Annotated in this window: 12 protein-coding genes and 1 other annotated feature; of the genes, 6 read left to right on the forward strand and 6 right to left on the reverse strand. The window is 59.6% G+C overall.

Translation table 11 applies throughout. The features are described from left to right. Positions 1 to 17: 17 nt before the first annotated feature. Positions 18 to 1,793: an oleate hydratase gene (locus ACSAMP_RS04210; protein ID WP_457799627.1), complete on the reverse strand. Its 1,776-nt coding sequence runs from the start codon at positions 1,791 to 1,793 to the stop codon at positions 18 to 20. Positions 1,794 to 2,232: 439 nt separating this feature from the next. Between ACSAMP_RS04210 and ACSAMP_RS04215 the strand changes: the two genes are divergently transcribed. The 4 genes from ACSAMP_RS04215 to ACSAMP_RS04230 are packed head-to-tail and all read left to right on the forward strand — an operon-like array spanning position 2,233 to position 5,271. Further along, complete coding sequence (locus ACSAMP_RS04215; protein WP_457799628.1) at positions 2,233 to 2,901, forward strand: amino acid ABC transporter permease; 669 nt, start codon at positions 2,233 to 2,235, stop codon at positions 2,899 to 2,901. After that, on the forward strand, positions 2,882 to 3,556 hold the full coding sequence (locus tag ACSAMP_RS04220) for an amino acid ABC transporter permease (protein WP_441795802.1): 675 nt from the start codon (positions 2,882 to 2,884) through the stop codon (positions 3,554 to 3,556). The genes ACSAMP_RS04215 and ACSAMP_RS04220 overlap by 20 nt, the downstream gene beginning before the upstream one ends. 6 nt (positions 3,557 to 3,562) lie before the next feature. Next, positions 3,563 to 4,324: an amino acid ABC transporter ATP-binding protein gene (locus ACSAMP_RS04225; RefSeq protein ID WP_457799629.1), complete on the forward strand. Its 762-nt coding sequence runs from the start codon at positions 3,563 to 3,565 to the stop codon at positions 4,322 to 4,324. Positions 4,325 to 4,371: 47 nt separating this feature from the next. After that, a complete protein-coding gene (locus ACSAMP_RS04230; RefSeq protein ID WP_457799630.1) occupies positions 4,372 to 5,271 on the forward strand; it encodes a transporter substrate-binding domain-containing protein in 900 nt (299 codons plus the stop codon). A 758-nt stretch (positions 5,272 to 6,029) separates the two neighbouring features. On the opposite strand, the gene ACSAMP_RS04235 is transcribed toward ACSAMP_RS04230, so the two are convergent. Together ACSAMP_RS04235 and ACSAMP_RS04240 are read right to left on the reverse strand one after the other, a co-directional pair. Next, the gene (locus ACSAMP_RS04235) at positions 6,030 to 8,414 is read right to left on the reverse strand and encodes a phosphoketolase family protein (RefSeq protein ID WP_457799708.1); all 2,385 of its coding nucleotides are present in this window, start codon (positions 8,412 to 8,414) and stop codon (positions 6,030 to 6,032) included. A 374-nt stretch (positions 8,415 to 8,788) separates the two neighbouring features. Beyond that, positions 8,789 to 8,941, reverse strand: coding sequence for a hypothetical protein (locus ACSAMP_RS04240; protein WP_457799631.1), 153 nt, complete (start codon positions 8,939 to 8,941; stop codon positions 8,789 to 8,791). A 123-nt stretch (positions 8,942 to 9,064) separates the two neighbouring features. Between ACSAMP_RS04240 and ACSAMP_RS04245 the strand changes: the two genes are divergently transcribed. Next, complete coding sequence (locus ACSAMP_RS04245) at positions 9,065 to 9,385, forward strand: TfoX/Sxy family protein (protein ID WP_457799632.1); 321 nt, start codon at positions 9,065 to 9,067, stop codon at positions 9,383 to 9,385. Between the two features lie 65 nt (positions 9,386 to 9,450). Here ACSAMP_RS04245 and leuA read toward each other — a convergent pair whose 3' ends face one another. From leuA to ACSAMP_RS04260, 3 genes are all read right to left on the reverse strand, one after another. Continuing rightward, a complete protein-coding gene (gene leuA / locus ACSAMP_RS04250; protein WP_457799633.1) occupies positions 9,451 to 11,148 on the reverse strand; it encodes a 2-isopropylmalate synthase in 1,698 nt (565 codons plus the stop codon). A gap of 67 nt (positions 11,149 to 11,215) precedes the next feature. After that, positions 11,216 to 11,455 (reverse strand) — a binding site (T-box leader). Between the two features lie 308 nt (positions 11,456 to 11,763). Beyond that, on the reverse strand, positions 11,764 to 11,970 hold the full coding sequence (locus tag ACSAMP_RS04255; RefSeq protein WP_227146590.1) for a DUF4177 domain-containing protein: 207 nt from the start codon (positions 11,968 to 11,970) through the stop codon (positions 11,764 to 11,766). Between the two features lie 38 nt (positions 11,971 to 12,008). Then, on the reverse strand, positions 12,009 to 13,088 hold the full coding sequence (locus tag ACSAMP_RS04260) for a HipA domain-containing protein (RefSeq protein WP_457799634.1): 1,080 nt from the start codon (positions 13,086 to 13,088) through the stop codon (positions 12,009 to 12,011). Positions 13,089 to 13,227: 139 nt separating this feature from the next. Here ACSAMP_RS04260 and ruvC point away from each other — a divergent pair, with 139 nt between their 5' ends. Beyond that, the gene (gene ruvC, locus ACSAMP_RS04265) at positions 13,228 to 13,749 is read left to right on the forward strand and encodes a crossover junction endodeoxyribonuclease RuvC (protein ID WP_186878460.1); all 522 of its coding nucleotides are present in this window, start codon (positions 13,228 to 13,230) and stop codon (positions 13,747 to 13,749) included. The last annotated feature ends 13 nt before the right edge of the window (positions 13,750 to 13,762 follow it).

Here is a 13,762-nt window from a genome sequence, read left to right on the forward strand (position 1 = left end):
CCCGAACGATGCGCCGCTCAGATCACCTCATAAGCCTTCAGCAGCTTCTCCAGATCGGTCCCCTGGATCTTGCCCAGGGCCATTTTCAGGGCCATGCGCTCCATCCAGCCCAGGTCCATGTCGGTGGCCTTTTTGCCGTCCCGGAGCTTTACGGTGGCGTCCAGCAGGCAGCGCAGGTCGAACACGCTGCCCCACACCTCGGGCACGCCCCGGTCCACGTTCAGCAGGGTATACACCGCCTCCATGCCCGTGCGCATGGAATACTCCGTGGTGAAGATGGTGTCCCGGGCGGTCTCGGCAAACTGACCCAAAAAGGCGAAATTCACCGCCCCCTGGGGGACCACGGCGGGCCGGTCGCCGTAGGCCCGGGGCATGAAGAAGGCGTCGATATAGGGCATCATCACGGGCACGGTGTTGGCGCTGTGGGCGGCCATGTCCTCGATCTGGTCGGCGGGGACGCCCAGGTGATAGAGCCACTCCATGCAGATCTCCTTGCCGGTGCAGTCCCGCATGGGCTTTTTCACAAAGTCGCCGGGCTTGTCGGTGAACAGGGAGTACAGCCACACCAGGCAGTGGCCCTTGGGCTGGTCCCGGAACTGGGGCTGGCGGTTGATGGTCCAGCTGAGCAGCCAGGAGGAGTCCTTCACCGTGACGATGCCGCCGGTGACCACGCCGCCTGTAAAGGGGTCCCGCTTGCAGATCTTTTTGATATAGGGGATGATGCGGTCATCCAGCGTCTCCACAGTGGCGCTCATCCAGTTGGTCTGATCGGGGGTGGAGCAGAACTTCTCCGGGTGGCCGAAGGAGGGGTCCTGGGCGGCAATCTTCTTCCACAGGTCCCAGCCGCCGCCGGGGCGCAGCTCGGTATTGAAGGGGGCGGGCTTGTCCTGGCTGCCGGTGGCGGAGTTCTCCACGCAGCCGCCGTGGGTGATGAACACCAGGTCGTTCTCTGTCAGGGCGATGGCGTCGGGCTTGCCATCCCGCAGCACGTCGATGCGGGTGGCCAGCTTGCGGGTCTTGTTGCAGTCGAACTGCACGTTGGTCACCTGAACGCCATAGTGGAACTGGACGCCGAAGCCCTCCAGGTATTTCACCATGGGCAGGATCATAGACTCATACTGGTTATACCGGGTAAAGCGCAGGGCCTTAAAGTCGGGCAGACCACCGATGTGGTGGATATACCGCTGGAGATAGAGCTTCATCTCCAGAGCGCTGTGCCAGTTTTCAAAGGCGAACATGGTCCGCCAACACAGCCAGAAGTTGCTTTTAAAGACCTCGTCGTCAAAGATGTCGGTGATGCGCTTGTTCTGCAGGTCCTCGTTGGGGGTGAAGAACAGCTTTAAGATCTCTTTGGCGCCCTTGTCAGACAGGCCGAACTTGCCGTCGGTGTGGGCGTCCTGGCCCCGGTCCACCGTGGCCCGGCACAGGGAGTAGTTGGGGTCGGCCTTGTTCAGCCAGTAATACTCGTCCAGCACGCTGACGCCCTCGGTCTCGATGGAGGGGATGGAGCGGAACAGATCCCACATCACCTCGAAGTGGTTGTCCATCTCCCGGCCGCCCCGCATGACGTAGCCCAGGTTCTCGAACTTATAGCCGTCGCAGGCCCCGCCGGGCAGGTCGCCCCTCTCCAGAATGTGGACGTTCTCGCCCTTCATCTGGCCGTCCCGCACCAGATAACAGGCGGCGGCCAGGGCGGCCAGGCCGCTGCCCACCAGATAGGCGGACTTTTGGTCCACCCCCTCAGGCTTTTTGGGGCGGGCGAACGCCTCGTAATTTCCGCTGGAATAGTACATGGGAATGACCTCCTGATAAAAAAGTAGTTTTGTGTTAGCATGGCCGGATGGGAGAGAAATAGTCACGCCTTAATCTGATTTTTAAAATCATATCACAAAGTAATTAAAATGTCTATAGGGAAAACGACAAGGGAGAGTGGGAAAAATAAAATAATACCGATTTACCTATTGACAAACTAGGTTGAAAGGAGTACCATAGCCACATCAAATTTAACGGGGATACCGGGAAGGAGACGGAAGCGATGATGAACATGATGTGCTGCTGTTGTCGCGGAATGTCTGTCTCTCGGTCCTCTCTCACGGCCAGCTTGCGCAGGGGCGCGGCGGGGCTGTCTGCATCCTGCGTCTGCGGGCGCGGCTGTTGAGGTTTGTTGACCGGGAGCGATGAGCTCCCGCTTTTTTATGCCAAAACGCCGGGGGAGAGCCCCGAAGAAAGGCGATGACCGTTCTGAACTGGGAATTTATCCAACAATACTTGCCCCTGTACGAAAAGGCGGCCTGGCTGACACTGCGGCTGGGCGTGATGGGCATTCTGCTGTCCATCGCCGTGGGCCTGGCCTGCGCGGTGATCCAGTATGAAAAGATCCCCGTGCTGCGCCGGGTGGTGGCGGTGTATATCGAGATCAGCCGGAACACCCCGCTGCTGATCCAGCTGTTCTTCCTCTATTATGGCCTGCCTAAGATCGGCATCCGCACCAGCCCCGCCATGTGCGGCGTGGCCGGACTGGCCTTTCTGGGGGGCAGCTACATGGCCGAGGCGTTTCGAAGCGGCCTGGAGGCGGTGGAGCCCATCCAGCGGGAGAGCGCCTTCAGCCTAGGCATGACCCGCACCCAGGCCATGGCCTATGTGGTGCTGCCCCAGGCGGTGTCCATCAGCGTGCCCGCCTTTGTGGCCAACGTCATCTTCCTGCTGAAGGAGACCAGCGTGTTCAGCGCCGTCAGCCTGATGGACCTGATGTTCACCGCCAAGGACCTGATCGGCATGTACGCCAAGACCACCGAGAGCCTGTTCATGCTGGTGGTGTTCTATCTCATTATCCTGCTGCCCGTGTCGGTGGTGGGGACCCTGATCGAGAGGAGGGTGCGCTATGCCGGATTTGGGTCTTGAAGTCCTGCTGAAGGGCAAGAACATGGTCCGCCTGCTGGGCGGCCTGTGGGTGGCCCTGCGGGTCAGTCTCATCGCCGTGGCCATCAGCATCCCCCTGGGTCTGCTGCTGGGCGTGCTGATGACCCGGAAAAACATCGTCCTGCGGGCGGTGCTGCGGCTGTATCTGGAGTTTATCCGCATCATGCCCCAGATGGTCCTGCTGTTCCTGGTGTTCTTCGGGACCACCCGGGCCCTGGGCTGGGACCTGTCCGGGGAGCTGTCCGCCATCATCGTCTTCTCCCTGTGGGGCACGGCGGAGATGGGGGACCTGGTCCGGGGGGCGCTCATCTCCATCCCCAAGCACCAGTATGAGAGCGCCGAGGCCTTAGGCCTGAGCAAGCTCCAGACCTATTACTACATTATCATTCCCCAGACCCTGCGCCGTCTGCTGCCCCTGTCCATCAATCTCATCACCCGCATGATCAAGACCACCAGCCTGATCTTAATGATCGGCGTGGTGGAGGTGCTGAAGGTGGCCCAGCAGATCATCGAGGCCAACCGCTCCGCCAGCCCCAACGCGGCCTTCGGCATCTATCTGACTGTGCTGCTGCTCTATTTCCTGGCCTGCTGGCCCATCAGCCTGCTGGCCCGGCACCTGGAAGAAAAATGGAGGTAAGTCCCAATGAATGAGCCCCTTTTGCAAATCGACCACCTGACCAAGGCCTATGGCCAGAACACCATCTTAAAGGACGTGAGCTTCTCTGTGGGCCAGGGGGAGGTGGTGGTCATCATCGGCCCCAGCGGCTGCGGCAAGAGTACCCTGCTGCGGTGTATCAACGCCCTGGAGCCCATCCAGGGCGGCCAGGTCCGCTTAAACGGCCAGGTCATCGGCCAGGGGGCCAAAGATCTGCCCGCCCTGCGCCGCCGCATCGGCATGGTGTTCCAGAGCTATGAGCTCTTTCCCCACCTGACGGTGATGGACAACATTCTCCTGGCCCCCTGTAAAGTCCTGAAGAAGCCCCGGGAAGAGGTGCGGGAGGAGGCCCGGGCCCTGCTGGGCCGGGTGGGTCTGCTGGAGAAGCAGGACCAGTATCCCCGCCAGCTCTCCGGCGGCCAGAAGCAGCGTGTGGCCATTGTCCGCGCCCTGTGTATGCACCCGGAGATCCTGCTCTTTGACGAGGTGACGGCGGCCCTGGACCCGGAGATGGTCCGGGAGGTGCTGGACGTGATGCTGGGCCTGGCCCGGGAGGGCAAGACCATGGTCATCGTCACCCACGAGATGCAGTTTGCCCGGGCCATCGCCGACCGGGTGCTGTTTTTAGACGGCGGCGTGGTGGCCGAGGAGGCCCCGCCGGAGCAGTTCTTCCAGCACCCCCAGACCCAGCGGGCCAAGCAGTTCCTGAATATGTTTGAATTTGACGCAGCCAAGGCTCCCAAGGCTTAAATGGCCGGGAGTTTGACATAAATAGAATTTGAAAGGAAGTTTTTGCAATGAAAAACCTGAAAAGAGTCCTGTCCGCCGCACTTTCCGCCGCCATGCTGATGGCTCTGGCCGCCTGCGGCAACGGGAACAGCGCCACTTCCAGCGCCGGTTCCGTCTCTGGCAGCGCCTCCGGCAGCGGGGACGGCAAGACCGTCTACCGCACCCTGGACCAGATCAAGGACAGCGGCACCATCAACATCGGCGTGTTCTCTGACAAGAACCCCTTCGGCTATGTGGACGAGAACGGCGACTATCAGGGCTATGACGTGTACTTCGCCAACCGCATCGGGGAGGACCTGGGCGTGGAGGTGAACTTCGTCTCCACCGAGGCCGCCAACCGCATCGAGTATCTCCAGACCGGCAAAGTGGACGTGATCCTGGCCAACTTCACTGTGACCCCCCAGCGTGCCGAGGAGGTGGACTTCGCTCTGCCCTATATGAACGTGGCTCTGGGCGTGGTCTCCCCGGACAGCCGGGTCATTGACAGCCTGGACAACTGGGACGCCAATGACCAGATGATCGTCATCTCCGGCACCACCGCCGAGACCTATCTCACCGAGAACTATCCCGATATCCCTCTCCAGAAGTACGACACCTATGCCAACGCCAAGAACGCCATTGAGAACGGCAACGGCGTGGCCTGGGCCAACGACAACACCGAGGTCATCGCTTTTGCCAGCCAGAACACCGGCTACACCGTGGGCATCCCCTCTCTGGGCAGCAAGGACACCATCGCCCCCGCCGTGTCCCAGGGCAACCAGACCCTGCTGGATTGGCTGAACGAGGAGATCAAGACCCTGGGCGAGGAGAACTTCTTCCACAAGGACTATGAGGCCACCCTGGTGGACACCTACGGCGCCGACTACGAGGACGAGCTGGTCGTCGAAGGCGGCGTGGTGGAGGGCTGAACCTGACCCCCGCAGTAATAGAATCAGATAGAGTAAGACCCCCGTCCCTGAGTCGTGAGAACGGCTTGGGGGCGGGGGTTTCTGCGTTGAAAACATCTTAACACTATTTTCAATCCACAGCTCTATACATAGAACTGACTTTCTTAGTCTACCACAGAAAATAGGATCATGCAAATACTATCTCACTCAATAAAATTAAAACATCTTATCACTAGAAATAAAGATGTTGCTTTTAAGATAAAGGTTAAGTCGCCCCCCGCGAGGGGGGCGTGGATCAAAATAACAGACGGCGTCTGTTAAATTGTTGTGGTCACATTGTCGCTCCCTGCAAAGAAGGCGTGAATTGAAATTCCAGACACTGTCTGGGATTTTTGATAGTGTATGTCGCTTCTCACACGGAGCGCACAATTTGAACCTCTACGCGATGCGTGGTATACTACTAAGACCATCAAGAGGAACCACTCGTGAATTACGCAGGGGAGAGGGGGGTGACCATGGCGCTGGAGAATAAGCCGGGGATACTGGACTCTGCAAAACTGGTCCGGGCGGGTGTTCGCTGCCGATTGTCGGCAAGGAAACCGCTTCGAAACTCTTTCAAGGTTTGCGGGTGCTTCATCGAGCAATCATTCGGCTTTCTCAGCGAAGCAAGGTAAAGGAGCGGGTACCAAACCGAGTTGCTAAGTATATCCGCCCAAATTATATAGGTCAAGAGGGCAGAAACAGTTCAGTCTGTTCCTGCCCTCTCCGCTTGTTTAAAATCAATAGATGCCCTTCCCGCCGTTCCACTTCCAGTCCCGCACCTCGGGCATGTCCTGGCCGTGGGTGGTGATGTACTGGCGGTGCTCCACCAGCTTGTCCTTCATCTCCTGGATGAGGTAGGCGGCGCTGTTGCCCAGCTGAGGCAGGCGCTTCACCGTGTCCATGACCAGGTGGAAGCGGTCGATGTCGTTGCGCACCCGCATGTCGAAGGGGGTGGTGATGGTGCCCTCCTCCTTATAACCCCGGACGTGGAGCTTTTTGTTGTGGCGGCGATAGGTCAGCTCGTGGACCAGGGTGGGGTAGCCGTGAAAGGCGAAGATGATGGGGGCGTCGGTGGTGAACAGGGCGTCATAGTCCTCGTCGGTGAGACCGTGGGGGTGCTCGGTGTGGGGCTGGAGCTTCATCAGGTCCACCACGTTCACCACCCGGATCTTCAAATCGGGCAGGTGATGGCGCAGGATGGTCACGGCGGCCAGGGTCTCTAACGTGGGGGTGTCGCCACAGCAGGCCAGCACCGCGTCAGGCTCATAGCCCTGGTCGTTGGAAGCCCACTGCCAGATGCCGATGCCGTGGGTGCAGTGCTTGATGGCCTCCTCCATGTTCAGCCACTGGGGCCGGGGGAGCTTGGACGCGATCATCACGTTGATCTGGTTCCGGCTCTGGATGCAGTGGTCAAAGCAGGACAGCAGGCAGTTGGCGTCGGGGGGGAGGTAGAGCCGCACTACGTCCGCCTTTTTGTTGGCCACGTGGTCCAAAAAGCCAGGGTCCTGGTGGGTAAAGCCGTTGTGGTCCTGCTGCCACACGTTAGAGGCCAGCACATAGTTCAGCGACGCGATGGACTGCCGCCAAGGCAGCTGACGGCACACCTTCAGCCACTTGGCGTGCTGAGAGACCATGGAGTCCACGATGCGGATAAAGGCCTCGTAGCTGTTGAAGAAGCCGTGCCGCCCGGTGAGGAGATAGCCCTCCAGCCAGCCCTGGCACAGGTGCTCGGACAGGGCGGCGTCCATGACCCGCCCGTCGTGGGACAGACCCTCGTCCACTTCGGGGTCGATCTCGTCGGCCCAGCGGCGGCCGCTGGCCTGGAACACCTGGTCCAGGCGGTTAGACGCCGTCTCATCCGGCCCGAAGATGCGGAAGTTCCGCCCGGACAGGTTCCGGGACATCAGATCCCGCACATAGCCCCCCAAAACGGCCATGTCCTCGGCCTCCACCGCCCCCGGCTGGGGCACCTCCAGGGCGTACTCCCGGAAGTCGGGGATGCGCAGGTCCCGCAGCAGCAGTCCGCCGTTGGCGTGGGGGTTGGCCCCCATGCGCCGCTCCCCCTTGGGGGCGAAGTCTTGGAGGGAGGAGATGAGGGTGCCGTTCTCGTCAAAGAGCTCCTCGGGGTGATAGCTGCGCAGCCAGGTCTCCAGCTGTTCTAACCGCCCCGGCTGGCCGTCGTGGACGGGGATGGGGGCCTGGTGAGAGCGCCAGGAGCCCTCCACAACTTTTCCGTCTACCGCCTTGGGGCCGGTCCAGCCCTTGGGGGTGCGCAGGACGATCATGGGCCACCGGGGCCGGGCGGCGTCGCCGCTGGAACGGGCGTACTCCTGAATGCGCTGAATTTCCCGCACGGCCCAATCTAAGGCGGCGGCCATCTTCTGGTGCATAGACTGGGGCTCGTCCCCCTCCACGAACCGGGGCTCCCAGCCGCAGCCCTTGAAGAACATCTCGATCTCCTCGTGGGAGATGCGGGCGAAGATCGCGGGGTTAGAGACTTTAAAACCGTTCAGGTGCAGGATGGGCAGCACCGCCCCGTCGGTGATGGGGTTCAGAAACTTGTTGGAGTGCCACGCGGCGGCCAGGGGACCGGTCTCCGCCTCGCCGTCCCCCACCACGCATGCGGCGATGAGGCCGGGGTTATCCATCACGGCCCCAAAGGCGTGGGCCAGGGAATAGCCCAGCTCGCCTCCCTCGTTGATGGAGCCGGGGGTCTCCGGTGCGGTGTGGCAGGGGATGCCGCCGGGGAAGGAAAACTGGCGGAACAGCCGCTTCATCCCCGCCTCGTCCTGGCTGATGTTGGGGTATACCTCGCTGTAGGAGCCGTCCAGATAGTCCTGGGCCACCACCGCGTTGCCCCCGTGGCCGGGACCGCAGATGTAGATCATGTCCAGGTCATATCTCACAATGGCCCGGTTTAGATGGGTGTAAATAAAATTCTGGCCGGGACAGGTGCCCCAGTGGCCCACGATGTGCTGCTTCAGGTGCTCGGGCCGCAGGGGCTGGCGCAGCAGGGGGTTGTCCAGCAGATAGAGCTGACAGGCGGACAGATAGTTGGCCGCCCGCCACCAGGCGTCTACCGCCCGGATCTGGTCCTTGGTGAGAGAGTCCTTTTTCGACATGCGGGCAGGGGCCTTGGCCGCCGCCTTTGGGATGTTGTCCGCCGCTTTTGCCATGGAAGCGCCTCCTTAAAAGAAAGCCGACCCGTCTCTGTTCTTCTTACAAGAACCCTGTATGCAAAAAACAGCCCCAACTGGGCAGAGACAGGCGGAATAGATCAAATAAGAACAAAGTTAAGTATACTCTAAAGCGGCGAAAAGTCAATTGATATCGAAAGTCCTCCCGCAAAATCGGGATATCTCACAGATAAAACAAAAATAAACCGGGAAAATAGAGAAAGAAAGGCGGACTAATTTGGGCGGGGGAGGGGGGAAGAGATGTAATCAGGGAGGCGGTTCTTCTGATTAGGTGCTAATCACAAGAACCGTCCCCCTGATTACCGAATCGTCTCCTGCATGGCCTTTAGTACATCTGCGGAGGTGTATCGTTTGTCTGTCGATTTTGCTTCCTGTTCCGCCTCTATGAGTTTGGAATAGATCTCGCTATCAAAGTTGTTCCGCAGGTCAGAAACCGAACTGCTTATATTCATCGTGTACCCTCCTTTAGAAGCAATTTTAATATAATCGGACTAAAATATCAAATCTAATCTGGAGTATTTATGACAGACCGCGTATAATGAAATCAAAACCACAAAAGGGGAGAGAAGGGGATTATGGCGTCCAGAAAAGAATATCTGAATTACATATTGGAGCAGCTGTCCGGTCTGGATGAGATCACCCATCGGGCCATGATGGGTGAATTCATCCTGTATTACCGGGGCAAGATCGTGGGCGGTATCTATGATGACCGGCTGTTGGTAAAGCCCGTAAAGTCGGCTGTGGCCTATATGCCCGCAGCGCGGTATGAGCTGCCCTATGAGGGCGCGAAGGAGATGCTGCTGGTGGACGAGGTGGATAACAAGGAGTTCCTGACGGGCCTGTTCAACGCCATGTACGACGAACTGCCTGCACCCAAGCCGAAGAAACGGAAATAATCAAAGGCCGGTCCCCGGAGGGACCGGCCTTTGCCGTTAGACAGATCAGACAGATCAGGATGAACTTACTCGTGGTGCCCGGCGCGCTTGGCGCGGTTGATGGCGGAGAGGATGCCGCGCAGGGGGGCCAGGTTGATGTTGTGGGACAGGCCCACGCCCCAATACTTCTTGCCGTCCCGCTGATCCTGGAGCAGGATATAGGCCACGCCCTGGGAGTCGGAGCCGTCGGTGATGGCGTGGGAGGCGTAGTCCAGGAAGGAGAAGCGGGCCATTTTCTCGCCCTTGATGGCGTTGAAGAAGGCGTCGATGGGGCCGTTGCCCTCACCGGCTACCTGGAAGATGGTGTCGGTGTGCTGGATGGTGCCCTGGAAGGCCACGTGGGAGTGGCCCTCGCCGTCGATGGTCTCCTGGAAGGCGTGCTTGAGCAGCTTGTAGGGGCCATCCACGTCGATATAGGTCTGGTGGAACAGCTGGTTGATGCGCTCCGGGGTGATCTCGGTGCCCACGGCATCGGTCTCGTGCTGGACCACCGAACCAAACTCCGGGTGCATGGCCTTGGGCAGATCAAAGCCGAAGTTGTGCTCCATGATATAGGCTGCGCCGCCCTTGCCGGACTGGGAGTTGATGCGGATGATGGGCTCGTACTCCCGGCCCACGTCGGCGGGGTCGATGGGCAGATAGGGGATCTCCCAATACTCGGTGCCGGAGTCCTTCATATACTGGCTGCCCTTGTTGATGGCGTCCTGGTGGCTGCCGGAGAAGGCGGTGAACACCAGCTTGCCGGCGTAGGGCTGGCGGTCGCCCACGGGCATCTTGGTGCAGCGCTCGAACATCTCTTTGATCTTGTTGATGTCGTGGAAGTCCAGCTCCGGGTCGATGCCTTGGGTCCACATGTTCATGGCCAGGGTGACCATGTCCACGTTGCCGGTGCGCTCGCCGTTGCCGAACAGGGTGGCTTCCACACGGTCCGCACCGGCCAGCAGGCCCAGCTCGGTGGTGGCCACGCCGGTGCCCCGGTCGTTGTGGGGGTGGAGGGAGATGATGGCGCTGTCCCGGCCGGGGATCTTGCGGCAGAAATACTCCAGCATGTCGGCAAACTGGTTGGGCATGCAGTTCTCCACGGTGGTGGGCAGGTTCAGGATGACCTTGCGCTCCGGGGTGGCGTGGAGGTGCTCCAGCACCGCCTGGCAGATCTCCACGGCGTAGTCCATCTCGGTGCCCATAAAGGACTCGGGGGAATACTCAAAGCGCAGGTTCATGCCCTGGTCGATGAGGGGCTTGCTCATCTCATAGATCAGGTCGGCGGCGTCGGTGGCGATCTTGGTGATGCCGTCGGTGTCCATGTGGAACACCACCTTGCGCTGGAGGGTGGAGGTGGAGTTATAGAAGTGAAGGATGACGTTCTTGGCGCCGCGAATGGCCTCGAAGGTCTTTTTGATGAGGTGCTCCCGGGCCTGGACCAGCACCTGGATGGTCACGTCGTCGGGGATGTGGCCGCCCTCGATCAGCTCCCGGCAGATCTCGTACTCCGTCTCGCTGGCGGAGGGGAAGCCGATCTCGATCTCCTTCACGCCGATGTCCACCAGCGTGTGGAAATACTCCAGCTTCTCCTGCAGGTTCATGGGGTCCACCAGGGCCTGGTTGCCGTCCCGCAGGTCCACGGAGCACCAGACAGGGGCCTTGGTGATGACCCTGTCGGGCCAGGTGCGGTTTTCGATCTTCTGGGGCTGGAAGGGAATGTACTTTTGATATCCGGGTTTCATAGCGATAAGAGCCTCCTTAGAAATGTCCGTCAGGGAAAATAAAAACGCCCCTGACTTGTCTGTTCAAGTCAGGGGCGTGAACATCACGCGGTACCACCCTGGTTCAGCCGTTGGTCGCCCAAACGGCCCTTAGAAGCCTCTAACAAGGCCGGGGCCGATAACGGGGCCAGACGTTCTGTCCTACTCATTCGTTCAGACAGAAGGCTCGGGGAGCAGTTATACACAGCGGAGCACACATCGGTTCGCACCAACCACCGACTCTCTGAAATGGGCAGGCCGCTGTCTTTATTCCCGTCATCGCCTGTTGTAACGATGATTGTAGCGAAAAAGAGGGCGTTTGTCAAGCACTGACGGAAAAATATTTCAGTCTCCGGTCAAATCACTCGCTTTCAAGGCAAGCACGGACAAAACCCACTAGGAAGTTTATCTTTTGAACTTCCTTTTTATTGCGTCGGTGACAATACTGATTGCGATCCCTATCGCTAATAGAACATACAAAAAGGCAACTTCTTTCCAAGAAGAGAGCCATGAATTGCTCCAAAAAATAAAACAGATCATTGCCAATATGATGATAGCGAGCACAATATCTCTGATTCGCTTTTTCGTCATGATGACTTACAGCTCCTTCTGAAAGATCAGCGATAGGGTCTCTATGTCGCCGATGCCCCGGGTCTCCACGGGGACGTAGCCCTCAAAGGACCAGCCGTCCATCAGGCGGTCCTTGATGATGTTTTCGATGCCGGTGAAGCAGTATTTCATGCCCTTGCTGAAGCCATAGCCGCTCAGTTCCGACTTGACCCGCACGAATTCCACTTTTTTCATAGGAGCACCTCCATATTTTTAAATCTATTTTTACGCCTTTACGCCAAAATGCGCTCCAGCTGGTGCTGGACGATGGCGTTCAGGCCGTCCAGGCGGTCCTGGGCGATGGGAAGAGCGGGGTGCTGGGCGAACTGAAAGCCCCTCAGAGCTTCCAGATCCCGCCGAATGTCCGGGGTGAGCATTCCCCTGGCGGTGGCGATGAAATCCGTGCCCAGCCGGGGGACGCAGTGGCGCAGACAGAAGTCCATGTCCCGCAGCTGGTCGGCGTCCCGATCAAAGAGCAGGCTGCGGTTGTGGTCGAACACCGGGGCCATTTTTTGAATTTCCAAGGTCTCCGTGTCAAACAGCACGCCGAAATTGCCCATGTGCCGGTCCGTGTTCAAGATCAGCCCGTCCAGAACGCACATGCGGCGAAAGGCGTCCCCGCTGCCCATGTCCTCGAACCGGCGCAGCAGGGCGGACAGGGTGTGCTCCTCGGGGAACAGGGCGGCGGCCTTGGCAAAGCCATGGCCCTCGTCGGTGAACAGGGAGCACTTGCAGATCAGCTGGCCCCGGTACATGTCCAGGTCGTAGGATACGGCCTCCGGGCAGAGCCGGGCGGCCAACTGGCCCGCCAGATACTCGGAGATTGGCTCCAGGCCGAAGAAACCACCCGTTTTGTAGAGTTGGATGCTGTCCCCCTCCCGCACCCAGCACTTGGCGTATTGTCCGTCGGTACTGAACTCCGGGGAGGTGGAGGAGAGGGTGGGGCTGCTGAGGGTCCCGTCGAAGGCGGTGTGGGAGATGACGGCGTTGAATGGGTTGCGATAGAGGGACACCTGGTCCCAGGTGAGGGAGGAGCGGACGGACTTCACCCAGAACGTGTCGTTCAGCGAGAGGGCGTGGGCCACGTCCAGATAGCCGTCCAGGCTCTGGCAGCCGTACTCCAGCAGCTGGTCCACATGGGCCCGGTGCTTGGGGGCCCGCCGCCGCTCCAAAAAGCCGGTGAGGCTCCGATAGCCCAGGGGCCGCAGGTGGGTGTACCAGCACTCCTCCACCGCCGTCACCTCGTCAAACTCGTCCCGGACGCAGGAAAACTCCAGCCAGGGGACGTCCTGGTCCATTAAAAGATACCGCACAGCCGCACCTCCATCCCGTCTTAAATCAATCTTATTGTACCATGCACCAGACGGCCCGGGCAACAAAATTTATTCTGCTTTCCATTTTCAAAACTTTGTGGTACAATAGTACGACTAACAGCGAACAGGGGAGGGCGGCATGATCATTTTAGGCATCGACCCCGGGGTGGCTACCATTGGGTTTGGCCTGGTCCGGGCGGAGCGGAACCGGAACCAGCTGCTGCGCTATGGGGTCATCACCACGCCGCCGGGCATCCCCTTGTCCAACCGGCTGCTGCAGATCTCCAACGACATGGAGGAGCTGATCCACGCCTTTCACCCCGACGAGATGGCAGTGGAGGAGTTATTTTTCACCAAAAATATCACCACCGGCATCGCCGTGGCCCATGGCCGGGGCGTGATCTTACTGGCGGCAGAAAAGCTGGGGGTGCCCGTGTTCGAGTATACCCCCATGCAGGTGAAGCAGGCGGTGGTGGGCTATGGCAAGGCGGAAAAGCGCCAGGTGATGCTGATGACCCAGCGCCTGCTGCACATGAAGGAGATTCCCCGACCGGATGACGCCGCCGATGCCCTGGCCCTGGCCATCTGCCACAGCCGGGCGGCCACCTCGCTTTTGAACACAGACCGGGAGTTCGACCCGGCGAAATATGACACCAGATAAGCGGCGCTGACCG

Source organism: Flintibacter sp. SJQ-8, assembly GCF_054108085.1.

Excerpts from the sequence above, each read along its gene's own strand:
- ACSAMP_RS04235 (WP_457799708.1), bottom strand. The coding sequence starts at position 8,414 with ATGTCGAAAAAGGACTCTCTCACCAAGGACCAGATCCGGGCGGTAGAC.
- ACSAMP_RS04225 (WP_457799629.1), top strand. The coding sequence starts at position 3,563 with ATGAATGAGCCCCTTTTGCAAATCGACCACCTGACCAAGGCCTATGGC.
- ACSAMP_RS04240 (WP_457799631.1), bottom strand. The coding sequence starts at position 8,941 with ATGAATATAAGCAGTTCGGTTTCTGACCTGCGGAACAACTTTGATAGC.
- ACSAMP_RS04255 (WP_227146590.1), bottom strand. The coding sequence starts at position 11,970 with ATGAAAAAAGTGGAATTCGTGCGGGTCAAGTCGGAACTGAGCGGCTAT.
- ACSAMP_RS04230 (WP_457799630.1), top strand. The coding sequence starts at position 4,372 with ATGAAAAACCTGAAAAGAGTCCTGTCCGCCGCACTTTCCGCCGCCATG.
- ACSAMP_RS04215 (WP_457799628.1), top strand. The coding sequence starts at position 2,233 with ATGACCGTTCTGAACTGGGAATTTATCCAACAATACTTGCCCCTGTAC.
- ACSAMP_RS04220 (WP_441795802.1), top strand. The coding sequence starts at position 2,882 with ATGCCGGATTTGGGTCTTGAAGTCCTGCTGAAGGGCAAGAACATGGTC.
- ACSAMP_RS04245 (WP_457799632.1), top strand. The coding sequence starts at position 9,065 with ATGGCGTCCAGAAAAGAATATCTGAATTACATATTGGAGCAGCTGTCC.
- ruvC (WP_186878460.1), top strand. The coding sequence starts at position 13,228 with ATGATCATTTTAGGCATCGACCCCGGGGTGGCTACCATTGGGTTTGGC.
- leuA (WP_457799633.1), bottom strand. The coding sequence starts at position 11,148 with ATGAAACCCGGATATCAAAAGTACATTCCCTTCCAGCCCCAGAAGATC.
- ACSAMP_RS04210 (WP_457799627.1), bottom strand. The coding sequence starts at position 1,793 with ATGTACTATTCCAGCGGAAATTACGAGGCGTTCGCCCGCCCCAAAAAG.